The 23854-nt window shown below is 59.2% G+C and carries 21 protein-coding genes and 4 pseudogenes; 5 read left to right on the top strand and 20 right to left on the bottom strand.

The annotated features are described in order from the left end of the window. Window positions 1-754: 754 nt before the first annotated feature. The 3 genes and pseudogenes from BRA1417_RS46175 to BRA1417_RS42340 form a co-directional block, all read right to left on the bottom strand. The gene (locus BRA1417_RS46175; RefSeq protein ID WP_084462151.1) at window positions 755-1129 is read right to left on the bottom strand and encodes a DUF4189 domain-containing protein; all 375 of its coding nucleotides are present in this window, start codon (window positions 1127-1129) and stop codon (window positions 755-757) included. Window positions 1130-1516: 387 nt separating this feature from the next. Then, window positions 1517-2866, bottom strand: coding sequence for an IS701 family transposase (locus tag BRA1417_RS0109595; protein ID WP_027515639.1), 1350 nt, complete (start codon window positions 2864-2866; stop codon window positions 1517-1519). Window positions 2867-2939: 73 nt separating this feature from the next. After that, a pseudogene (locus BRA1417_RS42340) lies at window positions 2940-3714 on the bottom strand (IS5 family transposase). A 591-nt stretch (window positions 3715-4305) separates the two neighbouring features. Between BRA1417_RS42340 and BRA1417_RS0109580 the strand changes: the two are divergent. The 3 genes and pseudogenes from BRA1417_RS0109580 to BRA1417_RS42335 form a co-directional block, all read left to right on the top strand. Beyond that, complete coding sequence (locus tag BRA1417_RS0109580; protein ID WP_027515637.1) at window positions 4306-5169, top strand: radical SAM/SPASM domain-containing protein; 864 nt, start codon at window positions 4306-4308, stop codon at window positions 5167-5169. A gap of 109 nt (window positions 5170-5278) precedes the next feature. Next, a pseudogene (gene sugE, locus BRA1417_RS39775) lies at window positions 5279-5594 on the top strand (quaternary ammonium compound efflux SMR transporter SugE). 595 nt (window positions 5595-6189) lie between these two features. Next, a pseudogene (locus BRA1417_RS42335) lies at window positions 6190-6549 on the top strand (RMD1 family protein); the annotation flags it as partial. 594 nt (window positions 6550-7143) lie between these two features. Here the strand turns inward: BRA1417_RS42335 and BRA1417_RS0109565 are convergent. From BRA1417_RS0109565 to BRA1417_RS0109545, 4 genes are all read right to left on the bottom strand, one after another. After that, a complete protein-coding gene (locus tag BRA1417_RS0109565) occupies window positions 7144-7560 on the bottom strand; it encodes a hypothetical protein (protein WP_245286165.1) in 417 nt (138 codons plus the stop codon). A 679-nt stretch (window positions 7561-8239) separates the two neighbouring features. After that, window positions 8240-8557, bottom strand: a complete 318-nt coding sequence (locus BRA1417_RS0109555; protein WP_371260015.1) for a ferredoxin family protein — start codon at window positions 8555-8557, stop codon at window positions 8240-8242. A 17-nt stretch (window positions 8558-8574) separates the two neighbouring features. Beyond that, window positions 8575-9882, bottom strand: coding sequence for an FAD-binding protein (locus BRA1417_RS0109550; RefSeq protein WP_027515632.1), 1308 nt, complete (start codon window positions 9880-9882; stop codon window positions 8575-8577). A 10-nt stretch (window positions 9883-9892) separates the two neighbouring features. Then, window positions 9893-11008, bottom strand: coding sequence for an electron transfer flavoprotein subunit alpha/FixB family protein (locus BRA1417_RS0109545; protein WP_371259984.1), 1116 nt, complete (start codon window positions 11006-11008; stop codon window positions 9893-9895). A gap of 369 nt (window positions 11009-11377) precedes the next feature. Here BRA1417_RS0109545 and BRA1417_RS43725 point away from each other — a divergent pair, with 369 nt between their 5' ends. Further along, the gene (locus BRA1417_RS43725; RefSeq protein ID WP_156948652.1) at window positions 11378-11857 is read left to right on the top strand and encodes a hypothetical protein; all 480 of its coding nucleotides are present in this window, start codon (window positions 11378-11380) and stop codon (window positions 11855-11857) included. 294 nt (window positions 11858-12151) lie between these two features. On the opposite strand, the gene nifW is transcribed toward BRA1417_RS43725, so the two are convergent. The 4 genes and pseudogenes from nifW to nifH all read right to left on the bottom strand — a co-directional run bounded on the left by nifW (window position 12152) and on the right by nifH (window position 14931). Continuing rightward, the gene (nifW, locus tag BRA1417_RS0109535) at window positions 12152-12484 is read right to left on the bottom strand and encodes a nitrogenase stabilizing/protective protein NifW (protein ID WP_027515629.1); all 333 of its coding nucleotides are present in this window, start codon (window positions 12482-12484) and stop codon (window positions 12152-12154) included. A 9-nt stretch (window positions 12485-12493) separates the two neighbouring features. Beyond that, window positions 12494-12655 (bottom strand): annotated as a pseudogene (locus BRA1417_RS44680) (homocitrate synthase); the annotation flags it as partial. Between the two features lie 575 nt (window positions 12656-13230). Next, window positions 13231-13944 (bottom strand): nitrogen fixation protein NifQ, encoded by a 714-nt coding sequence (locus BRA1417_RS0109525; RefSeq protein WP_084462150.1) that lies wholly within the window; start codon window positions 13942-13944, stop codon window positions 13231-13233. A gap of 96 nt (window positions 13945-14040) precedes the next feature. Then, window positions 14041-14931, bottom strand: coding sequence for a nitrogenase iron protein (nifH, locus tag BRA1417_RS0109520; protein ID WP_027515627.1), 891 nt, complete (start codon window positions 14929-14931; stop codon window positions 14041-14043). A gap of 513 nt (window positions 14932-15444) precedes the next feature. Between nifH and BRA1417_RS0109510 the strand changes: the two genes are divergently transcribed. Continuing rightward, a complete protein-coding gene (locus BRA1417_RS0109510; protein WP_027515625.1) occupies window positions 15445-15999 on the top strand; it encodes a peroxiredoxin in 555 nt (184 codons plus the stop codon). A gap of 567 nt (window positions 16000-16566) precedes the next feature. Here BRA1417_RS0109510 and BRA1417_RS46170 read toward each other — a convergent pair. The 9 genes from BRA1417_RS46170 to nifS all read right to left on the bottom strand — a co-directional run bounded on the left by BRA1417_RS46170 (window position 16567) and on the right by nifS (window position 23751). Further along, a complete protein-coding gene (locus BRA1417_RS46170) occupies window positions 16567-16755 on the bottom strand; it encodes a hypothetical protein (protein ID WP_035969187.1) in 189 nt (62 codons plus the stop codon). 764 nt (window positions 16756-17519) lie between these two features. Continuing rightward, window positions 17520-17786 (bottom strand): DUF6129 family protein, encoded by a 267-nt coding sequence (locus tag BRA1417_RS0109500; RefSeq protein ID WP_027515623.1) that lies wholly within the window; start codon window positions 17784-17786, stop codon window positions 17520-17522. A gap of 10 nt (window positions 17787-17796) precedes the next feature. After that, the gene (locus BRA1417_RS0109495; RefSeq protein ID WP_027515622.1) at window positions 17797-18156 is read right to left on the bottom strand and encodes a hypothetical protein; all 360 of its coding nucleotides are present in this window, start codon (window positions 18154-18156) and stop codon (window positions 17797-17799) included. Continuing rightward, window positions 18153-18407: a nitrogen fixation protein NifZ gene (locus BRA1417_RS0109490; RefSeq protein WP_027515621.1), complete on the bottom strand. Its 255-nt coding sequence runs from the start codon at window positions 18405-18407 to the stop codon at window positions 18153-18155. The genes BRA1417_RS0109495 and BRA1417_RS0109490 overlap by 4 nt, the downstream gene beginning before the upstream one ends. Further along, window positions 18404-18724 (bottom strand): nitrogen fixation protein NifZ, encoded by a 321-nt coding sequence (locus tag BRA1417_RS0109485; RefSeq protein WP_027515620.1) that lies wholly within the window; start codon window positions 18722-18724, stop codon window positions 18404-18406. The genes BRA1417_RS0109490 and BRA1417_RS0109485 overlap by 4 nt, the downstream gene beginning before the upstream one ends. Before the next feature lie 1077 nt (window positions 18725-19801). Then, window positions 19802-20026, bottom strand: coding sequence for a 4Fe-4S binding protein (locus BRA1417_RS42330; protein ID WP_084462149.1), 225 nt, complete (start codon window positions 20024-20026; stop codon window positions 19802-19804). Between the two features lie 15 nt (window positions 20027-20041). Then, a complete protein-coding gene (gene nifB / locus BRA1417_RS0109475) occupies window positions 20042-21598 on the bottom strand; it encodes a nitrogenase cofactor biosynthesis protein NifB (RefSeq protein ID WP_027515618.1) in 1557 nt (518 codons plus the stop codon). Window positions 21599-22336: 738 nt separating this feature from the next. Beyond that, a complete protein-coding gene (gene nifT / locus BRA1417_RS0109470) occupies window positions 22337-22561 on the bottom strand; it encodes a putative nitrogen fixation protein NifT (protein ID WP_027515617.1) in 225 nt (74 codons plus the stop codon). Beyond that, complete coding sequence (nifS, locus tag BRA1417_RS0109465) at window positions 22558-23751, bottom strand: cysteine desulfurase NifS (RefSeq protein ID WP_027515616.1); 1194 nt, start codon at window positions 23749-23751, stop codon at window positions 22558-22560. Before nifS ends, nifT begins: the two co-directional genes overlap by 4 nt. Window positions 23752-23854: the final 103 nt, after the last annotated feature.

Raw genomic sequence — 23854 nt, 5'->3', positions numbered from 1 at the left:
GATGCAGGCTAACGGCGGCGGTTCGGCCGGGCGGCCTTAGCGAGGCCCGGCGATCCGGCCCTGGCGCGGCAAGTACAGATGTATACAGCGAGTCCGCGCCAATTGCGAACAACACAGGAACAAGCGATCGTCAGCTCGGGCCGTCGGGGATTGGAATTCGTGTGCCCGACCCTTGATTGGGCGCCGAGCTGGATTGGGATGAGTGAAGGCTGCCATAGACCTCGTCCAGTCTTCGCGACACGATCACCTTCGCAAGGTCCAGAGCTTGGCGCGGCAGGCTAAAGCCAGAGAACCATTGCCTCGTGCTGGCGAATCGCTTTGCCGAGTACCTGGCCCGGTGAAGATCGTCATGCGCGGGCCCGAAGACAAGGCGGCGGCATAGGCGGCCTTGGTACACGTCCATCCGGCGTAATTAAATGACGGCCGAAGCGCAATGGAGGCGGAAAGGATGGCACCCCGCTTTAGGGGCAGTGATAGCGACGCCGGAACGGCGGCCCTTGACAGCGCGTGCAGTTGCGAGACCGGTTAACAAGGCACCCGCGCGACAGGCAGTGCTAGCCATCGCCGCGAAACGACGAGCCCTTCGCGCGAGTGCCTCCGGCAAGGAACGCTTAAATGAGCGCGAGGATTGAAGACGAAAGGCCGAGACCGTCCGGGCTCGGTTCACAAAAGCCGGTCCGGTTCGCCGGACGCGCCGCCCTAGAGCCGTTGACCGAAACTATGGCAACTACGTCCGGGATTCATTCGCGGCGAGTTAGTGGCAAACCAAGGCCCGGACTTTGCAGTCCTCGTCGCCGGTCTCATCGCATCTGATCAGCGCGCCTTGTTGCGATCGCTCCTCTTCCAATTCACCAATTGGGTGGGACGACCACGCACGTCCCACCCCGCGTCCCCTGCCTATGGCAACGGCGGCGCAAGCGTTATTTTCGTAAGCTGCGATTCGGCAATCCGAGCCGCCGTTGCCGCGACAGTTAAGCAGGGCCCACCATCTAGCGTGCCGTTGTGATCCAGATCCGTACGAGAAACCGACCACGTCATCTGGTTTGGAGTATGCGATGGCCCCGGAGCCGGCGAACGCGGTAGTGTTTGAAATGAACAGCGCGAGGGCGCCGATTATTAGTTTACGCATTCACTTTCCTCCATTTGGATTTGAGCATCGCACCGCTATTGCCCTACGGCGGAATAGAGCAAGGGCCGTGCCAGCGCTCCTGGCGCGCATTAAGCGCCTGATTGTGCTTTGAAACAGTTCGCGATGCGCAAACGGCGCACCGTGTTTTGAATCTGACAGCTTTGTGCACCGCTGTCAGAAAGCGGACAAGGATCGAGGGGTCTGACGCATCCGGACCTTGCCCACGGACTTGATCTGGGTTGAAGGCAATTCCTTTTTGGCAATGCGCGCGGCGCCCTGGGAAACTTGCGGTGCGCTACCGCCAACTCCTGCGAGAGGATTTCACGGTCCAAGCCGCGTTACAGCAAACTAGCACTACTTTGGCAGAATCTATTTGCGCAGTGTTTTTCAGGGATTTGTTTTCGGCAGTAGGGGCACTGCTGAGACGGCGGCCGAAGGATGAGATCGACGATAGCGTGACGTACCGCGGGCATGGTTGGCTGAGGCGGAGGCCCGTTGATTCTTTTTTTTCCGCCCCGCGGATGCGAGGCGACGGTGTTGCAAGAAGGTATAGGCGATCATGGTCATTAGAGCGTGGCGATGAAGACCTTGCCATGATCGCCCTTCGAAGTGATCAAGTCCAAGCTCCTCTTTCAGCTGCTGATGCGCCTGCTCGCAAATCCAGCGTGCCTTGATGGTGGCGGCGAGTGTGCGCAGATCGGTCGCCGCAGGCAGGTTGGCGAGATAGTATTTCTTCTCCCCTGAGGCACGTTGCTCGCCAATGAGCCAGGCTTCGTCGCCCGGGAGATGCTGCTGACCCTTATCCCATATCCGCTGCGGAGGTCCGTCGGCGGTGCGGACACGGACAGCAGCAAATCGGGCTTTCAGCCGACCTTTGGTCCCGCTGCGCCAACTCACGGTTTTCCATTTGGCGCTGGCCAGCATTTGTTCTGCCGCAATTGATAAGATATCGGGCACGTGGTGCTTTCGTGGTTTCCCACGGACTTTGGTGATCGGCCAAATGAGCTTCACATCGACCGGATACACCTTCAGGTGCCGAGGGATGCCGACGGCCCAGGCCAGCCCGCGCTCTGTTAGTCCTTGTCGAAACGGTGCGCTGAGGCCGTATCCTGCATCCGCCAGCACACATCCAAAGCGCACGTTGGCTGCCATCACCCGGTCAATCTCGGCCAAAGCAATCTCCGGCTTGGACCGTGGCGTTCGGTGTTCGAGGGGCACGCGAGCGCGCTTCAAACGAGACACGTCGCTTGTCCAACTGTCAGGCAGAAAGAGACGTAACGCGACCATCACTGGCACTTCACCGCGCGCAAGCGTTAAAGACACCAGCGTTTGGCAATTTGCCGTTTTACCGAGAGCCGACGCGTATTGTGCCGCAACACCGACCGAGCGCTCACCCTTCTTCGGCAGTGAGGTATCATCAATAACCAGCACCGCATCGCGGCCGCCGACAAGTCGGTCTGCCTGGTTGAGAAGCTCTGTTTCCAGCGGCGTCGCGTCCCAGACACCGTCCGCAATGAAATGGTGCAACTGGTCGTAGTTGCTCGTGGCAAGGCGTTCCGCCATCGGCTGAACGCGCTTGCGATCGCCCGGACCGATCAACCCCGCAACATACAGGGGACACATCCGCTGCCGGGTCTTATGACCCAGTCGGTCCAAGAACGGCATCAGCCATCGTTCGAGTTCGTCTTCCCATCCCGGCATGGTCAGCCCTCCAAGAGCCGACCACCCATGAATCATTGAAAAATTGATTCGGGAATCCTATAAAGCAGGCAAAACTGGGAATCTGCCAAAGTAGTGCTAGGGTCCAGACTCAATTGAGCCAATGTGTGACGAGCGCGGCGAGCTGAACAGCGGCCAAGAAATTCCGGCCGAGCTTGTCATATCGTGTGGCGATGCGGCGCAAGTCATTGAGCCGGCAAAAGCAGCGTCCGATGACATTTCGGCCTCTGTAGACGCATTTGTTGAAGCGATGAATGACGACACGGTTGGATTTATTGGGATGACGGGCCTGGCGCCGCGACCAGCGATTTCGGCGCGAAGGTTGTCCCCGTGCTACCCTTTAGTCTGCGAGAAGCGCGCTCAGGGTGGTGCGAGCGCCAGAACATCGGGCGCGGCAGCGATGTCGGCATCCTGACCTGGGTCAGCAGGACGATCGGTCGGCGATGCTGATCGCTCAGCGCATGGATTTTTGTCGTACGGCCTCCCCGCGAGCGGCCGATTGCCTGATTGTGCTCCCCCCTTTTCCGCCGGAGGCACACCGATGAGCTTTGATCGAAGTCGAGTCGAGCGACAGCACGACGGCATCTTTGCCCGGTTTGGCCGGTGCTTGAAAGATTGGGCACCATCGTTCGCGCTTGGCCCAGCGATTGAAGCGATTGTAGGTCGTCGTGTAAGGACCGTATTGGCGCGGACAATCACGCCATGCCGCCCCCGATTGCAGCAGGTGAACAATACCGCTGATGATGCGCCGATCGTCGTCCCGATCCGGCCCCGTCGTTCCCGTCGACAGATGAGGTTGGATACGACCCCATTACCTGTCATTCAGCCAAAACAAACCTGCGAGCATTCTCTTGCCCCCGAATCAAGAACACGGACGCAAGAGAAACACGCGGCGCTCGAGGTGAGCCCGACGCACGATACCACTCGCCTCGAGAAACAAACCACGTACCAGAGGTGTCAATGCACCGCCTCCCGCCGTCTCCGACCCTGTGATGCCATTACATCCCGACGTGCTTGAGGTGGCGGCAGTACCTTAGATTTCATAAGGCTGCCTTCACTCATTTCCAGAGAGCTTGAATCGCACGTAGCGTCACATTGTACGATATCGGTCGGGTAGAGTTACGCCTCCTATCGCGCAGTTGTGACGACATTTTCACGGACGTTCGACTTGTGGACACAATAGCGCCAATGGCATGAGTGATGCTTGTTGGAATAAACGAGACGTTAGATCAACCCACCCATGCATGTGCACTCGGCAGCCGCCCGACCCTGCTGGTCGACGGCGGTAACGGGGGAGAGCCGCGGTGCTGTCTTTATCTGTCGCGGCCGAGTTTGTGACCGTGCCGCATAGCGACGATCAGCGGCGCATCGAGAATGATGCGTGAGCAATCCGGCATGAGGGATTCAAATCGACCTCCCCTCAAGATCTCTTTCTTCCAAACAGTGGAGCGCGGAAAGTGGACAATATAGACGCGATGGCTCGACAGGAACTGCGTTCTGCAATCACTGGCGGCAGGATTTTGGAGATAACTACGACAACGGGCTGTGTCGTCGGATGTTCTTATTGCCCGCAGGACAAGTTTGCCGAACGCCAGAGAGAAATATCCGAGGTGAAGGATCTCTCTCTCCAAGATTTCAAGCGGTGCCTAGCGCGCGTACCAGCCGCTGTCGACATCAGCTTTTCCGGCTACTCCGAGCCTTGGCTCAATCCGGCTTGCACCGAAATGGTTGAGCACGCCTACGCGTGTGGCCATGGCATCCGGATTTTAACAAGCCTGGTAGGAATGAACGGCCAGGATCTACGACGCTTGCGTGCGCTGCAGTTCCGCGTTTTCCTGGTGCATGTTTTTGATGACGGCACACACATGGATAGTAGTCTCGTCAGGCGCAACTATGTTGATTTGATGCGCCAACTTGTCGATTCCGACATTTCATCATTGCTCTTCATAGTTAGGGGCGAGGTTCATCCAGAACTTGTCGACATCATTCCTGAGGAAGTGCTGGTCCGCTCGCGTCCGCCCCACAGCAGCGCTGGCAGCGGCGAGCTCAAGGTGGTTGGAGCACGACAGCCACTCGTCGGAGCACTGGCGTGTCCTGACGAACGGCAGTATCGCAATGTTCTTCTCCCAAACGGCGACGTTACTTTCTGCTGCATGGACTTTGAGCGACGACATGTTTTGGGCAACCTCCTCCGCGACACGTACAAGGATCTCTTCGAAGGGGCGAGTTTTTGCGAGATTTCCGATCGCATGAACGGAGCGGACGGCTTTCTGCTTTGTCGATCGTGTGAATTCGCCGAGGCCATAACGTCGCAATGCTGATGTTTGAGAGAAGTTGACCCTGCCCGATCGAAGCGTTCGCAAGCTTTGGCGAGGACGGCCAGCTCATCATCAGCCGCGGGGACGACCCTGCCATGAAGGGAGGGTCGCCATGGCCTGGAGCATTTTGTTGGTCGCGGGCCTGCTGGAGGTCGGCTGCGCAATCGGCCTCAAATACACCGACGGCTTCAGCAAGCTCTTTCCGTCCGTGCTCACGCTCGCGGCAATGGCCGGCGGCGTGATCCTGCTCGGCGTTGCCCTGAAGACGCTGCCCATTGGAACTGCCTATGCGGTCTGGACCGGCATTGGTGCGGTCGGGCCCGCAGCGCTCGGCATTATCCTCTTCGGGAAGCCAGCCGCAGCGTTTTCGCGTTGCCAGCATGGGACTGATTGTCGCCGGCATTGTCGGGCTGAAGTTCGTGTCCTGACGAGAACATGGAAAGCATTGACGCCCACCAGGTCAGCGCCGCAACAATCGCCGAGGCCGGCACCGTGATTGTCCAGGCATAGACAATTGAGCTGGCCGCGTTCCCAGCGCACCGCCGAGGATACGGCGCCGAGAATGGCGGGGTGATGGTGTGGCCAGAAAAGTCGCCGTGAACCAGGTGCCGATGCAAGCCCTCTGGGCCGAGACCTGCTGGCCGCGACCCTCAGTGTCGCAATGCGGAAGCCCAGGGTGCGGACGATACGCCAGTCGCCAATCGGCTTGCCCGGCCATCGCGTCTGGCACGATAGCACACCCGGAATGGCACGAACAATTCGCTGCCGAGATCGCCGTGCGAACGGAACAGCAATGCGCCGCCAGCTGTGCGGCTGATGCTCCCGGCGGCCACGAAAGCTCGCTTGCCGGAGTCAGACGATGGTGCACAGTGCAAGCATGGCCAACACGACGATCATATCCAGGCACGGCGTTCTTCTGGCATAGCTCTTGCTGTCGAAATGTCGCAGACGGAGCGAAGGCTGAGTGCACACCGGTCCGCTCTGGCAAAAAAGGGAATCTACCAGTGGACCGACGGCGGGGACGGTGAACTAGCCGAAGGCGGCCGGACGCCGCGGGGGCGCACGGGCATTCTCCAAGTGATCGGCAATGCGCTCCTGGTTCAGCAGCGCGTCGCGGGCCGCGTCGCAATTGCCGAAAAGCCCGACGCACTCTGAGAGAAGCCGGAGCTCGAGCGGCTCAATTCGCGTCTGAAAGACGAATACGAACTGAAGGAGCGTCTTGAGATGCTTGACCGCAAGCTGTCGGCCATCTCCGGAACGGCTAACGCACTGACGGACATCGTCGACACACGGCGCTCGTTGCGTCTTGAGTGGGTTATAGTCGTGCTGATCGTGATGGAAGTTGGGATCGGATGCTTTCAACTTATTACAGCAGCTCACTGAAGTGCCGCTACTCGTAGCATGCAAGGCGCTTGCGTGAGCTTTGAGCGGGCTTGTTGACCGACCTGGCCGGCATTGGCGCGCGACGCGCCGCTCCGCCGCACTCAGCCGCAAGTTTCGGCCAGGTCTTCGCCGTGTCGTGTCGCGAGGTTCGGCGATGTCTGTGCGGCTCGCGAATCCAGCGAATAGCCGAGGCGAGTTCGGCGCATTTTCTCGGTATAAAAATAATGGGTGTATGGCAGACGCGTGGCGGAGCGTTCATCTCGGCGATCCAGCGCTACGCGAGATGGTCCTTTGCCCGGTTTGCAGCGGACCGCCACTGAGCTTGTCTGCTATTATCGACTGGGTCGGGGAACATTTGCTTGACCTTCCTGGGTCCTCCACCAGCGTGCACCCAGCGACTCGCGGAACGGCCGATTTCAACCAGAGCGCCTCGCCGAGTTGAGCGGCGCGTTTCGCCGCTCTGGCGCAACAAAGGAACTGCGCCGCGACTTTCGACGCGGTCTTGGCCTCGCAAGCAGGCGCCGAGATTTCTGAGATCCCGTTCCCAGTGGACATTCCGACTGCAGGGAGTGTCCCCGCGAGCGCCCTGGACATTCACGCGCGGTCGGCAGCTCCACCCAAATCCGCTGCCGAACCGATCCCGGCATGGCGATCCTTCGCTGGCGTACTCAAGAGCCCGGCGAGCCTGAGACCTTCAAGGACTCCTTCGAGCCGCTGTTCGCGAAGGGTTGCGGCAAGCAGCGAAACAGCCTCCTCCCGATGGACGGTGAAGCAGACGTCAGGCGCTCGCTGAACCAAGACATCCAGCAAGCTCGGAAGCTTGGCAGCGTGGCGGCGTAGAATCGAGACCATATCATTCGCGAGATAGGTCGCCAAATCGGCATTCGCCGGCGGGTCAAAGTCGAGGTCGAACTCGGCGCGCTTGTCCATCGCCTGCCGTGTCAACTCGCCCTGCCGTCTTGCATTCATCGAGAGCATGAACACCGCATCCGCGAGCTCCTCGCGCGGCAAACCTCTCAGTTCGGCTATGCGCGCCTGGATGTCACCAGCCGAACTCTGACGACGTGCCTCTGCTCGCCGCGCGTTAGCGGCTGCCCTGCTCTTTTGTACTCGAACCATGGCTATGCTCTCCGGCCGACGATATATCCCGCCGATACAGCCGAATGAAAGTGCAAAATTGTGTGCCGCATGTGCGCAGCCCGCCTGACGATCGCGGAGCCTGCGGTCGCGCAAAGGACTCTGGATGGCGCAAATTCCGTGATCTGCTCTTGCTTTTCTCAGCTGTCGGACGGCGGCTGTGGGCGAGCGAAGTCAAGCTTCGAGCATTTCGTACGCAGGTGTTGGGCAGCGCCGCGAGGCGGTCGCAGCAGGCGGATCGCCGCCAGCCCTTCCAAAGAGGACCAAACCGACCAGAGAGTTTGGCAAGAGAAACAAGATCCGTCGACCAGATACGAGATGGACGATCGAATCTTACAAATGCGCGGCCCCCTTTTTGATCCGCTCGCTTTGGTTATCTTCGGGCATACTATCGCGAAACGTGACAAGCTGCGGTTGTCCAGCACGCAAGGGCCCGCCCGGTAGATGGAAAGATTACGACCCGTAAATGTGCCCGGGTGAAATCTCGATGTCGCGCTGATCTCTTGCATCGAGAACGCTGGATCGGGCCAACGTCAGGTCCTTCCCTGGACCTTCAGCCAAATTTGAATAGAACACCGTAACCACCGCGTGGGTAGCTCCACTCGATATCACCGCCTTCTTCGCAGATTACCCGGCAGGTGCCGCACTCGATACACCCGTCGACTGTAACCTCAACATGGCCTTTATCGTTGAGCTCGTAGCACCGCGCAGGGCAGGCCTTCAGCATCGATAGGAGCCGCGGCGATGGCGTGGTGTGCGGCCGCACCTTGATATGGGCGGGGCCGGAATCAACGAGATAACGGTTGTAGAATAGTTTGTCCTCGACACGTCCGGATGGCTCGCTCGGCACGTTTTTGGCTCCTTCGTTCATCGTCATCTGCTTTGTCATCAGCGCCAGGCGCGCGCAATGCGCAGGGCATCGCTGAACAGTCCACTCCATGACCGCGCCTTGATGAACGACTTCAGCATTAGCTTCTCCTTCTCGAGCTTTGGTGTGCCGTCGACGCGCACGTAGTCCTGCATCGCCTTCGAGAAGAGTTGCGGATATGTGAGAAAGAAGTTCTGGGAGTGGGTATGCAACAGTGCCGGCATATCCTTGTACTTCTTCAGGTCCTTGATCACGAAGGAATCGTTCAGCATTTTGTTGTAAAGTGAAAGGTTTTTGGCCGTCATTGGAGCTTTTCGCGATTTGATGAGACATATCGCTTCCGCCGCGATACGGCCGGAGGTCATCGCCAGGTTGGACCCCTCGCGATGGATGGCGTTGTTGAGCTGGGCGGCGTCTCCAACGACGAGCCAGCCCTCCCCACAAAGCTGCGGGATGGCCTTGTACCCACCTTCGGGGATCAAATGCGCGGAATATTCCTTTACTTCCGAACCCTCGATCAGCGGCGCGACCGAGGGGTGACGCTTGAAGTTCTCCAGCAGGCCGTAGGGCGTCTCGCCGGTACGCTGGAAGTCGGCAACGAGACACCCAATACCCAGCGAGATGCATTCCTTGTTGGCATAGATGAAACCCATACCGGTCATGCCGCGGGAGATGGTTCCGGCGGCTTCGATGACGAGCCCCTCGTCGCCCTTGAGATTGAAGCGAGCATCGATTGTCTCGCGCGACAGGAAGTGCATTTCCTTGACCGCGAGTGCCACCTTATCCGCTTTCGGCCGCCCTCTTAAGCCTGCACGCGTCCCGAGCACCCCGTTCACCCCCTCCGCCAGCACGACGACATCTGCATGGATTTCTCCCCCCTCGCGGTCTGTGCGCACCCCGACGACCCTCCCATGGGAATCCCGGAGGAGCTCGGTCACCGTGGTCTCGCAGAGCACCGTGGCGCCGGCCTCGCGAACCTTCTGCGAGAACCATTTATCGAATTGGGCCCGGATGATGGTGTAGCGGTTCGGCTTCTCCTCATTGAAATCATCGGAGCGATAGTGAAGCCCCGTGTGCGAACGCTCGTCCACGATCCAGAAGCGTTGCTCGACCAGATGCCGCTCAAGCGGCGCATCTTCTCGGAAATTCGGGATCAGCTTCTCCAGCATGTCGGCATAAAGGATGGCGCCCTGCACGTTCTTGGACCCCGAATACTCGCCGCGCTCCAGCTGCAGCACTTTGAGGCCCCGCTCGGCCATGGTAAGCGCCGCCGCATTCCCGCCCATGCCAGCACCGACGACGATCGCGTCGAATTTTTCCTCGATCATAACAAGCTCCCTAGCCGGCGATGCGGTCGTGCGAGTGCGGCGAGAGCCGCGCGCGGAATGCAGAGGTCAATGCCGGCAACAGTCGAATGGCGTCGGTGACGATGCCGATATGGGCGAAGTCGAAGATCGGGGCGTTCTTGTCGGTATTGATCGCAACGATGAGGTCGCCCCCCTCTACGCCGACGCGATGCTGGATCGCCCCGGAAATACCGGCCGCGATATAAAGCTTTGGCCGAATGGTTTTCCCGGTCTGGCCGATTTGCCGGTCCGAGGTGACCCAGCCCTTCTGGACCAGCGGCCGCGAGCAGCCATATTCGGCGCCAAGCACGTCTGCAAGCTGCTGTACGAGTTGGAAGTTCTCGGGCGATCCCAGACCAAGCCCTCCAGCGACGACCACGTCGGCATAGGCAAGGTTGGACTTCGTAGAATCGCGGTCGGGCAGGAACGACAGGACTTTTGTGACGATATCCTCTTCTACGAGCCCGAGCGGATGCGAGATCACGCGCGAGACGGCGCCCGTCACGCGCGCGGGCATTGGCATCACCCGCGGGCGGACGGTTGCCATCTGTGGACGATAATTGAGTGTATAGATCGTGCACAACAGTGAGCCGCCAAACGTCGGCCGGGTCGCTGCAAGCGAGCCGTCGGCATCGACATCGAGCTCGGTGCAGTCGGCGGTAAGCCCGGTGAGCAGTGTGGTGGCCACTGAGCCGGCGAGGTCGCGGCCGAGTGTAGTTGCCCCTAGGAGTAGGATTTCCGGCTTGTAAATGTTGACCAGCTCAGACAGGGCCTTGGTATAGGGCTCGTTGCGATAATCGGCCAAGAGATTGTCCGCGACGATATAGGCGAGGTCGCCGCCGTAGCAGAAGGATTCGGCGACAGCCTGCTGCGTTGTCTCCCCGACCGGGCCAATGACGACCGCGGCGAGATCGACGTTGAGCTTATCGGCGAGTCGGCGGCCGGCTCCCATCAGCTCCCAGGAGACGGGGTGCACAACCCCGCGTTCCTGCTCGATGAAGACCCAGACGTGCCTATAGGCCTTAAATCGTTCGGGCAGCTCCCTCTTGGTCGCCGCGCGACCACCACCCGCGGCCGGAGCTGCGCTTTTGGGTGCGGTGCTCATCATGTGTACTCCCATCCGTGTTCAGTAGCGGCTCGCCAGCGAAGCGTGCTCCGCCTTTGAGCTTCGACTTCGCGCTTGAAGATCTCAGTTAAATTTTCAACCGGATGCCCGCCGTCATTGTGCCAGCACCGCCTGGCAGCAGCGCGGGCCAAGACAGACATCGGTCAATGTGTGGATGACCCCGGAAGCGCGTTTCGGGTTCTTTCCGGGGTTCGGCATTCTGGGGCACCATTTGGCAATAGGCGCTGGAGCGGCATCTAAGCGCGCGGTCCCGTGATCCGATGGATGGGTCCCCCTCATCGTCGAGATGCAACCGAGCTGGAACGGATCGAGGACCCTGCCAGAAGCTCGGCTGGTATCGTTGTGGGACGCGTGCTTGCTGGTGAAAACGCGATCCACTGCTCCGAATGGCCTCGAGATCCTGCCGATTGCAGCGAGAGGCCAACAACTCTTGCCGAGGGCACGAGCGCCGGCGGTCAAGCCGCCCGTCAACGGTGCCACACGGGTGGCGCTGGGCAGCAAGGGCTGCCGCCGCCACACTTCGGCCAGGGATCGGCGAACGGCGGTGATTTCGTCGACGAACCTTTGGCGCGGATCAAGCGCAGCTTTCAGCTCAGCCGGACATGCGACAATCACTTTGGCATGGCGACGCATCATCGCGCGCAAACCTGCGCGGCGTCAAAAACGAGCTCGATGCGGATCAAGATGTGCATGCGCTTCTCCAGACTAGCGGAGCTTATGTCAGCAAATGTCGTACCAAATGCGCATGCGATGAAAATTGGCCGCCAGTACAGAATCTTGCTGAAGGAAATCGGCTTGGCAGCCTCTGGCGAGGATGGGAACATTCGATAACGGTGCTGACGCATGTCCGGAAGGCGACAGAAGGCGGTCATCCGAACGTTGATGCGCTTTCCTTGCCCAATGTGTGCCCCCCGCCGGCGTACGGTCACAGGAGATAGGTGCACCCTGGCCACCAGCTTCAAACGCTGGAAATAAGCGGGCTAAGCCGTGATTGGCCGTTAAGGAGCCGAGAGTAACATCTGCGGATCCGCCGGCCGTAGCTTCAACTTCGGCTTGAATCGATGGCCTGCGTGGCGGCAGGCTCCGTGAACTTACACGGGCGAGAGCACGACCGGTAAGCTCAATTCATTCCAAGGAACCGAGCTGAACCAATGCTCGATGCTTGTTGGGTCGTTGTGCGGCCGCATCCTTCAGGACCTTGAATACGCGTTGTTCGATGGGGGAAGACGTGACGAAGTCGGCATAGGCGCGCTCAAGCGTGGCTTTGCAGCGCAAGGCGATGTCGGGATCGGATGCACCGCTCAACGTCTCGCACGCGAGGTATTGACCCATGCGACGCAGAATGTGCAGCCGCGCCACGTTGACGATTTTCGCCTCGTACTCGACGCCGAGCAGCTCAAAAAACTCCTCTGCCGCCGAGGCCTTATTCAATCGCGCAAGAATCCCGTCCGTCGTCATTGTCATCTCCGTGATCCCGGCCCCCGCCAGCGCACGCGCGATCGAGACCTTTTCCGTGGTCGTGAAGGTCATGCCGGGTGCCTGTTCGCCGTCGCGCAAGGTCGTGTCGTTGAGAACTATGGATCTGAATCGATGTTCGTCGGCAATGGTCGTGGCGGCAACGAACGCCATCAGCGGCTCCGTATGTTGTTCCGGGAGCTTCAGCAACTGCCGTGCCAACTTGTCCGATTCCCAAGAACCTCTGAATGAGTATTTTAGCTTACCCGAGTGTGTCGCAAACCCGACGGTTAAAAACGGCGGAGCGTCAGGTTCGGTGTGCTCGCGACCGAGTTGACGGCAGGCGCCGAGGCTGCAAGCTTCCTAGCCAGGCGCCGGTTCGAGCATCAGCTCAAGCTGCAGCACTTCGTGGAAGGTGGGTGCACTCTGGATGCGTGAAGAAGTAGTTTGAACCGCCGGTTTGTCCAATCACAGCTCCGCGTTCGTAGCAAGTTCAGTCGGCGCGATCATCAGGCGCATGTTGGCCTCGCTCGCACGTCAAGAAGGAGCATTTGGGCGGCAAATGTGACCGTCACCCCCGCCAAACATCAACCCGCGACCGTCAGGTACAGCCGCGGCGGCCGTAGGCTCGCTGCGCGCAATCGTTTGCCCCCGGTGTCCTTTCAAACCCTCAGTGTTCTCGCGTGAGAGCTGGCCGAAACTCGCCGATATACCGGAAATGGCGCCGAGGAGGGTGCATCATTATGAGCTCAGTCTTGAGAACCTGGGATGGCTTGGACGGAGTTATCGAGACGACGCAGATGATCCCGCCGGCGTCCGGCCATCCGGCTCTCCCCGCTCTCCTCGCTCTCCTCGCTCTCCTCGCCGAAGCAAATATCAAAATCATTGCATTCCGTACAAACCGGCGTGGTACACATCACCAAGCCGTCATCTTCGCATAGCATGCGATAGAAGAAGCGCTTCCAGCGCATGTTCTTGGTGTTGCGAGCCGCCAGCGGCCCGAAATGGCGCGCCAGGAGGCAGGACAATTCGTCCCGCGTCCGCAGACCGAGATCTTCCCACAAGTGATTAGGCTCCATAGCGCGCCGCGCGATCATCGCTGCCAGCCAGCCGCCGACCTCGCCATGGGTGGAACGTTGCGCAAGCAGGAGGTCGCGCACCATAATCCTCTCGTCAGGAACCGGTAATGCGGACTGTTCGCCCCAGGTCCAGCTCCTGACCGGGGTGGATGGGAAGTATTGCACCAAGAGCGAATTGAGCTCCTGGTTGGTCAAGCCAGCCCGTTCGGGAAGTTCGCCGCCATCCATAGCGGCTGCGGCGAGACCGCAAGCGAGTACATGGCGATCGAAACCGTCAATGTCGTCGATGTCGACTTCTGTTGGATGGCGCCCCGTCAGAAGGCCGTAGAGTTCGCTCGCATCGCGCTGGTCGGCGACGTGAACTGCCGATACAAGAGGCGACATCGTATCACCAATCCTCTTGTGTGCCGATCATGAAGGTCCGCTTGCTTCTGAGTGGACGATGTCGGCCTTCCCGGTCGAGAAGGCCGACAACATGAGCTATGCCGAAACAGCGGCGAGCTCGGCGGCAGACTTGCCGACTAGGCTCTCGTCGACCGGCTTGATGATGCCGTGCTCCATGAGCATGTCCTCGAGCTCGTCCATGCTGATTGGCGTCGGGATAGCGCCTTGTCCAGCATTATTGTGGATCTTAGTCGCAAGATTGCGATAATGATCCGCCTGCTTGGACTCCGGCGCGTATTCCAGCACCGTCATGCGGCGCAGCTCCGCGTGCTGCACCACATTGTCGCGCGGCACAAAGTAGATCAGCTTGCTTCCGAGCTTCTTGGCAAGCGCATCTGCAAGCTCCAGCTCCTTGTCGGTTTGCCGCTCGTTGCAGATCAGCCCGCCAAGGCGCACGCCGCCGGAATTGGCATACTTCAGAATGCCCTTGGAGATGTTGTTGGCGGCATACATCGCCATCATCTCACCGGACATCACGATGTAGATTTCCTGTGCCTTATTCTCGCGGATAGGCATCGCGAAGCCACCGCAAACGACGTCGCCGAGCACGTCGTAAGAGACGTAGTCGATGTCCTCATAGGCGCCATTCTCCTCCAAAAAGTTGATGGAAGTGATGACGCCTCTTCCGGCGCATCCGACCCCCGGCTCCGGACCGCCGGACTCGACGCATCGAATGTCCTTGTAGCCGAGCTTGATGACGTCCTCGATTTCGAGGTCCTCGACGCTGCCGGCATTAGCCGCCAGGCTGAGAATGGTGTCCTGCGCCTTGGCGTGCAGGATGAGGCGGGTCGAGTCCGCTTTGGGATCACAGCCGACGATCAGAATCCTTTGGCCCAGCTCAGCAAGGGCCGCCAGCGTATTTTGTGACGTTGTCGATTTGCCGATGCCACCCTTGCCGTAAAACGCGATTTGTCTCAGTGAAGACATGTTGCTCTCCATCAACCGATTGCCAATTTTTCGCGCCGAACGCGCGAGGCCGTTTCTCTCTGAGAAACGTGTGCACACGAGTTTCGGGAAGGAGGCCATCGCTCGCCCATCGGCGTCGGCGTGCCCTCAGCCCTTGCTCGTTGTTGCTGCATCGGGTTAGCAACTGGCGTGCCATTTCGTTCGCACGCGCATTAAGCGTCTGATCAAGTTAGACAAAATAACTCCGGCCATGCTATGGCGCACCGACAGCCTCAAGAGCTCTGACAGAAACCGGACAAAGCGGCGGCGCGTGGTTTCCACTACAAGTGTCAGGCGAAAGAGCGCGAAACGGGACAGCCTGGCCTTAGCCCGAGAGACCACACGGTGCAGATCGCTTTCGAGGATCAGAGCCATCGTCAAGGGCGAATGTTTGATGATCGGCGCGGTTGGTACTTGGCGCCAGATCGGGTGGCATATCGCTTGCTTTGCTTGTGCAGAACGCTGTTTCCGCGTGACGCGATCTGTGAGGACAATATGCTTGGAATTGGAAGTAAGCTGCCGTCGTTCGACATCACAGGCGTGAAGCCCGGCTTTCACCTGCAAGAGGAGAACGGGAACAATGCCTTCGAGACGCTGACTGAGAGGAGTTTCCCCGGCAAATGGAAAGTCATCTTCTTTTATCCTAAGGACTTCACATTCGTCTGCCCAACGGAAATCGTTGAGTTTGCCCGCCTGTCCAAGGATTTCGCCGATCGCGATGCAATCGTGCTTGGTGGCTCAACCGATAACGAGTTCTGCAAGCTCGCCTGGCGGCGTGAGCACAAGGACTTGCACCGTCTAGCGATCTGGCAGTTTTCCGACACAAAGGGCGCGCTGGTCGATGGCCTTGGAGTACGTTCACGTGACGGCATCGCTCATCGCTACACCTTCATCATCGATCCTGAGAACACGATCCAGCATGTCTATGCGACAAGCCTCAACGTCGGCCGCAATCCGAGGGACACGCTCCGCGTTCTGGATGCGATACAGACTGATGAGCTCTGCCCTTGCAACCGCGAAATCGGCGGCGACACGCTTAAAATCGGCTGAAGCAACATGTCGATCGTGTAATTGAAAGAGCAGCGAGAGCAGCTCCCGCATTCGAAGGAGGTCGGACCGCGGCTATTCGCCTTTCTGCGGCTTACTCGACTGCAGCGTCAGGGTGATCTGCGTCAGCCGCAGGCCGGCTCTCACGATATGCGGTAGGCCGACGATGCTGGCGCCTGCGGACGGTGCCAAGCGCCTCTTGGAGCCACTCTAGGTTGCAGTCGCGCGTCTCCAGAAGGCTAGGCGGCAGCGGGACCCAGCTCAGCGCCGAATGGTTCTGCCGACCGAGCTCATGATCCGCCGGCACGCTCGCGGACCGTATTTCCGGACTGAGTAAATACTGACAGATGCAATCCGCACAATGGGCGGACGAGTGGCATTATCAGGGCTGATTGAAACCATGACAATCGACGAGGTTTAGGCCAAGTGAGCCGACCGATCGGAAAAGCGGTCAGCTCGTTGACGACGAGCTGACCTGCGGGGACAGAGACCCGAAACGATCGGCTGGCCAGCGGCCGTAAACCGGCTGGCCGGATCACGCCGGTCGATTTTCGAAATTTGAATCACATCTCAGCGCTGGTGACCCAAGCCGATCCCCAAGTTACGTGCTTTCTGTCTTAGAGAGCCCTCGGATCGCTTCATAAGCTTTGAGACCCTAGCTACAGGGGTGCGGGCCTTTGAGTGCGCTTTGAGCAGCTTGACGTCATCTTTACTATACTCTTTGCGCTTGGTGCTTTTGGCTACGTGAAGTTCTCCCATTTCGCTTTGCACACTTGCCTGTAGCGCCTTGTTTTTGGCGAAGACGCAACTGCTTCCCATTACCATATCAATGGTCATCGACAACTGTTCAAGCGCATTTTTCTATTCGAGATAAGAATGGAACTACACGGGAATTTGTCCTACCCCCTGGATTTCGATCCACGCAACAAACCGATTCTGGACATGCACGTGACCCAGCTTCAACATGGAAGCAAACGATAGCAGAGGGACGCTGGAAGCATCTTCGAAAGGCGCGTCGAGGAGCCCTTCTTGATTTGAACGCCGCGACATCAACTCACCAAGACATTTCCAGTGTTGATCCGCTGTTGATCCGCGCACCGCTGGATCGGCCGCGGCACTTATACTCGTCACTTGCACGGCTCCGCGGCGATTGCACGGGGTTACCACGCGAAGAAGAAACGCCGTCTTCTAATTTATGAAGTCCTGCGGCTTCGAGCGCGTACCCATGAAGGCGACTCTTGCGATGCCTGAGCGTTGCGCCTCGTCAGCCGATCGAACACGGCTCGCCCGTTCCTAATTTGATCTACCGCAGGATCCTTGATTTCATAAGCCACGTTGAGATATCTAGGCGACCTGCCGTCAGCGAACATTTCTGCGAGACCATCGCCGGCCCGTGTCATGGAGCGGACGAACGAGCGAGCGACCTGATCGCGATATTGCCAGGGCCGGGCGCTACAGCATGGCAAACATCCTGCGCGCCTTGCCGTCCTGTGTGAGCCTGGTACCGGCGCGCGATTGCTTGATCATGAGCTGCCAGAGCGCTTGGCCAGCACAATGCCTGTGGCGCGCTGCGGATCATTCGTGATCTGTGCACAGTGACCGCTAGTGTCGAGCAGATGCAGCTCGAACTGTCCGAGGCGGCGGCAAGGAGTCTGCGTTATGTCGGAGGCGTCGCAACTAATCCAGGCGAGATGTGGAAAATTCTGCCGGAGCGTCAGGCAGGGCTCAGAGGCCGTATCAATGGCGGCGAGCGTCCGCTCGATATTCGTCAATTCGCCTTCGAGCACCATCTCTGGATCCTTACTGCCAGAACAAACGTTCAGGGTCGGCGTTCAGAACCGCTGTCGCCGCGCAAAGCCGTTGATGGGTCGAATGCCACTCCCAGACGCCCTTGCCGTGATCTTTGCGGAACAGCTGCCATGCCGCCCCGGTCCTATCGTGGTGCAGCAACGCGACCTCGACGAGGCCTCCCTCCGCATCGATATTGCCTGAGCAGCACGGGCTCTCGACAACATAGCCGCCAGCAACCGCTGTCACCTTTGGCGAGACATATCGGTAGCGCTCGCGCCTCGTCAGCGCGCGCACGATCCGCCACCGGTCGAGCTCGTTGGGATGCGCAGGCAATCCGGAATGATGGCGTCTGATGATGGCGGCGTTCATTGCGCGATGTCGTGGACTGAGGAGATCTCTGCCTCGAGGCAGCCAACCACCAACTGCTTGCCGAAGTCGACCATATAGATGGGTCGGTTCGCTTCCGTATGGCGACCGACCTGGACGATCTCACCAATCTGTCCGACGCTGACCAGACACTCTTCCGCCGACGCGTCGGGAAAGGAACCGTCGTTGAGCAGATCGATTGCCGCCTTGACACGTTGGCCTGAGCGATATTTTGGCAATCTTATCTCGATCATCGGCGTGCCGCTCCTGGTACAAAAGGCTCCTCGCCTCCAGGGAGTCGTCTTACTAGATCGAGCTCCTTGCATTTCATGCCGACGCGATAGCCCGAGTCGAGGAATTCGACCCCATAGATATAAAACTGTTGCAGGAACGTGCCGATCGAGACGACATAGCCAAGCTCCCCTTTCTTGACCAAAACCTCACCGATCTCCTTACCCACGTAAGTGCCGTCGTTGCGGATGGTGCGGTTGGCCCGCACCTTGTCGCCATAATCAAAGAAGGGCGGGTCCGTCAACTCGACGATTTCACTATCCCGGGCGATGTTGCTCATGCTGTCGTCCCCGTTCCGTGCTTCAACTGTACCGCGCCTCGCGAGCGCCCGACCTTACCGGCGCCCATCACAATCCTCGATCAACCCATCGCCCGCACCGCGCGCGGCTTGCAATCAGGCGTTTCATAACGGTGCCGGGATCCCGTGCGGCAACATCAAGCCCTGCAACTTAAACTCAACATGCTCGAGATAAACATTCGTGAGCCAATGGTTGATGTTGAAGAAGCACTTGACGCGGCACCGACGGAGGCGTGCCTGAGCTCGCAGCGAGCCGCGCGCTTCAGCGCGGGATGCACACAGCCCCAGAGCCGACTTGATTACTCCGGCAACTGAGGGCATCGCGGACGTCATCACTCACGATCCGGCCCATACGCTCGAGCGTGCCTGACTACCCCGAGGCCCCGATCTTGTGCGCGGGACCGAGCCTCGGCAGTTCTTCGACAGCCGCCGTCCTTGCTTGAGTTGACGGAGAGGTATCTCCAACTTCTTCTTCAATGACAACAGGAATGGCCCCGCGAGGTGCTCTCATGGCAGCCGAGTTCGGGCTTCTTGGCGCCGACCGCGCCGGACGCCAGGAAGTTCGTCTCCCAGAATGTAATCGGGTGCGAACGCCTTTGCTTGGCGCAGCTGCATTGTCGGCAACGTCATCGAGGTGATAGGCTGGTTCTGCCGCGCTGGGATGATGCTCGACCGCCTCCACAACGCGCGAGCAACACAGGACTCGGCTTTCGGATGGCGGACTGAAGAAGGCCTCGGGCATGAATGTTGCTCGTTCAATGATCGCCAGGTGATTGGATTGGTGTCGCGGAAGACGAGTCCGCTCTTGGTAGACCCATCGGCGAAATCGATCCTCGACGCTCAAGACGGCGGCCTTCGGCTCGGCAGCATAGCCGGACGCGTTCCGTCGACGATCGCGTCGCTAGAATATGCCTTGGTAGCTCGCGAAAAACTCGACGACCGAACCGTCCACCCGGTCTGAGAAGGCGTAAGCCGCGGCCGGGCCTTTCGTCTATGCCGAGCATCATCCACGCGAGTTTCTGAGCCGTTCGTGTGGTGGTGACATCCATGTTGTGGTCCTCAAGGGGGCGCCCGATAGCGTGGCAGTGCTGTGTCGAGCACGCATGTGTTGTCAACCGGACAAACCGCCACGCATTGCGGTTCGTCAAAGTAGCCGGCGCACTCGGTGCATTGCTCCGAATCGATCAGGAAAGCGCCGGCTACCTCGGAAATAGCAAGATTTGGGCATTGCGTTTCGCAAGCTGAACAGCCCGTGCACTGCGAGGCGATGATCTTGAACGGCATTATCTGTGCCCATCCTCAGGCGGCGGAAATCACGGCGTTGTGGCGGGCTGCCGGATCGACCCGTTCAACGTGCTTGATCTTCCCTTCATTGACTTTTTCGAGATAGAGTTTGAACCAGGCGATCGCGGAGGCATCGATGAACTCGCAGGCGTACTGATCGACCGGCTCGATGCCGGCCTCGATCAATTCGGCTTTGGGGCAGCCGCCGATCTTTGACACAAATACGGCGTGGCAATCCTCTATCGCGCCGATGGCGATTTCGAGCTTGCTCTCCTCGCCATGGCCGCCCTGGCAATAGGGCTGGATAGGACGATGGCCGACGAATTTTGCGCCTGAAGTCGAGAGCTCGTAGATCTGGAACTCCGTGGCATGACCGAAGTGCTGGTTGATTAATCCCGAGCCTCTGGTTGCAACCGCCACCAGTACCTTGATTTCGCTGGAAGCGCTGGCGAGCCCGGCCAGCTCCTGCTGCGTAGCCGCGAACTTTGTAATGCGCGCCTTCTCGATTTTGGCCTGATACTCCTTTCGGGGCTGCTCGTCGTACTTGATGTCCATCGTCATGATCTTTTCCATCGTGAACTCCGCGCCGCGGTCCTCGCCGAGCAGTCCGACGGCGTCGGCCCGGCACTGGCGACAGTGACGCATCATGTTCATCTCGCTTTCGCAGCTATCCTGTAGCGCTGTCACTTCCTGTGCCGTCGGGCTGCGTTGCCCGCTGAGGCCAAACACGGTCCCGTGCTCGGGCGACGATATCAGCGGCGTCACGTTGTGCAGGAAGGCACCGCGTGACTTCACAGCCCTATTGACCTCAACCAGATGCTCATCGTTAATCCCGGGAATCATCACCGAGTTGACTTTGCACAGGATGCCGCGGGCGGTGAGCATCTCCAGGCCCTGCAGCTGCCGAGTGCTGAGGATGCTTGCCGCTTCGATGCCGGTGTAGCGCTTGTGGCGGTAAAAGATCCAGGGATAGATCTTTGCACCAATTTCGGGATCGATCATGTTGATCGTGATCGTCACGTGATCCACCTTGAGTCTTGCGATCGTGTCGACATGATCGGCTAGCGCAAGACCGTTCGTGGAGAGGCAGAGCTTGATATCTGGCGCGAGCTTGTCGATGAGCTCGAACGTCCTGAATGTCTTGTCTGGATTCGCCAGGGGGTCGCCAGGGCCGGCAACCCCGACGACGCTCATCTGAGGGATCGCGGAGGCGACCGCTAGCACCTTCTTGGCGGCCTGCTCCGGCGTCAACTTTTCGCTGGCAATGCCCGGGCGCGATTCGTTGGCGCAATCATATTTACGATTGCAGTAATTGCACTGGATATTGCAAGCGGGTGCGACCGCGACATGCATGCGGGCATAATGGTGGTGCGCCTCCTCGCTGTAGCAGGGATGGTTCTTGACCTTTTCCCAGACCTCATTTGGCAAATTGCCGATGTCCGCCTGAGATCCGCAGCCCGCCTTCCCGCTGCCGCCGATTGTACCGCAGCCCTGCTGCTTACCCGTGACTTGCAGAGTCTCGCGGATCTCGCCGCATCCGCAGGAGACCTGGTGTTGCGCTGAAGTACTCATCGTTCCAATTCTCTTCGCAAACCGAACCCTTTCGGCAGGCATCCCCAGAGTCGTTTCTGAAAGCCAAGAGCAACTGGCGTGCCATGCCTGCCAAAAATGACTTTTTTGATTGGCTTCAAGCAGTTAGGCAATGCTTGCTCGAATGTCAGTTTTATCAAGTCATGTTGGAAACCTGACAGAGGTTGCGATCACAAGAGCGTTGGCAACGTGGTTTTGACGACGGGTAGGTTGCTTCACCTATGCCGCTGGCAAAGAGCAGAGCGGGTGGCGAGCGTTGAAAGTTGATCTTCTCGCCACAATGTGACGCTCTGCAAAGCACGATCTGCAAAAGACTTTCCAGACGCTTTGAAGGACGCCTGAGATTCTTCGTAGACGCAGACCAAGCAGCCCGGTTAGCGAGCTACGCCGTGGAAGATCAGGGGGCCGCTGGGTGACATTCCGGAAGAACTATCAATAACCCCGCGCCAGGTACCGACGCGCACGAATTCGACCGTCCGTCCCGCGCCTCGGTGGGCAGCTCTAGGTCGTGCGGTTGTGGATGCCGATCAGATTCAGAAGCTGCAGCCGCCTCGGTCGACATCGCACGAACTGCCGCTCAAACGCTATGTCGCTGATGTCTCATCGAGCCAGCAGAAGGCTGCAAGCGCTTGCGAGGGGGACCGGCATGCTCGGACCGCACCCCGCCAAAACTTCCCTGGATATCCCCCCGTTTGACGAGGTTCCATAGAATCGCAGCATTCATTCTTCAGTTGCTTCGCCTCCGCGCTTCTTGGCGTTGATGGTGATTGGTAGCCTGGTGTCACTCGCCATAGCGGGTAGGTCGAGCACCCAACCGTTCGCGATCCTGATCCAACCACCCCACAGCGTTTCGTGCTCCCACTCGACAATCGGCTCCTCAAGATCTTTCTTAGGTACATAAATCGAAAGACCCGTTTCCGGCGAACGACGAATCATGACTTTCATAGGAGCTCCGCAGGTTGCGAACTCGCGTCCGCGCGCTCCTGACACGCACGCCACAAGGCTCTCTGTTTGGCAGTGATCTCCGGCAGAACTTGCAGGACACGATCGATCTCATCCGGCGCGGTCTCGTGCGAGAGCGAGAAGCGAACCGCACCGCGGACAAAGGCCGGTGGTACGCCCATGGCGCGCAGCACATGGGACGGCTCCATCGAGCCGGACGCGCAGGCCGAACCGAGTGAGACGGCAATTCCGTTGCGGTTGAGCTGGTGCACGATAGCCTCTGCTTCGAGATGCTCAAAGGCAATGTTCGACGTATTTGGCAAACGGTTCTTGATTTCACCAAGCACCATGCAACAACCGAGAGCAAGAATGCCTTGCTCCAGCTGATCGCGAAGGGCGCCAATATTCATCTGCTCTTTTTTGAGGTGTGCCGCAGCGAGTTCCGCCGCCTTGCCCAGCCCAACTATCCCCGGAACGTTCTGGGTACCAGCGCGGCGACGCCGCTCCTGTGGGCCGCCGAAGATCAACGGCCGTAACTCGACTCCCTTGCGCACGTACAGGGCGCCGATTCCCTTCGGGCCATGGAACTTATGGCCCGAGAGCGAAAGCATGTCGATGTCCGTAGTCTTCAGGTTGATCGGAATCCGCCCGACCGCTTGGACGGCGTCGGTGTGAAAGAGCGCGCCGACCGAGCGCGCCATCTTGGCGAGGGATTTCACCGGAAAAATGGTACCGGTTTCGTTATTGGCCCACATGACCGAGACGATCGACGTGCGCTTTGACAATGCGTTGCGATAAGTCTCGATGTCCAATCTGCCGCTTGCATCGACCGGAATCAGATGGGTTTTGATTCCGCGTCGGCCCAGTTCCTTGATAAGGGACAGCACGGACGGATGCTCAACGGCCGTCGTGACGATCTCGTCGCGTCCCTCCTGCACGGCGAGCGCGGATAGGATCGCTGTGTTGTCGGATTCAGTCGCGCCCGAGGTGAAGACGATCTCATGATCGAATGCGGCGCCAATCAGGCCCTGCAGCTTCCGGCGCGCCTGTTTCAATGCGGGCGCAACCTCAGTGCCGAATGCATGCGCGGACGACGCATTGCCGAATTGCGCAGAGAAGAACGGCAGCATTGCCGCGACCACCAAAGGATCCGCACGGGTCGTCGCGTTGTTGTCCAGGTAGATCGGTCGCACGGGCTCTCCCCTCTGCACTTAACGTCCTACTTTGGAGCCTGGAAGCGGGATCAGGTGGACGAACACTGCGCGCCGCTCGATCAGGCGCGCCCGAATGGCGGCC

This window comes from Bradyrhizobium sp. WSM1417, assembly GCF_000515415.1.
GTDB lineage: Bacteria > Pseudomonadota > Alphaproteobacteria > Rhizobiales > Xanthobacteraceae > Bradyrhizobium.
The sequence above is the reverse complement of the archived record's forward strand: the minus strand, read 5'-3'. Positions and strand labels throughout refer to the sequence as shown.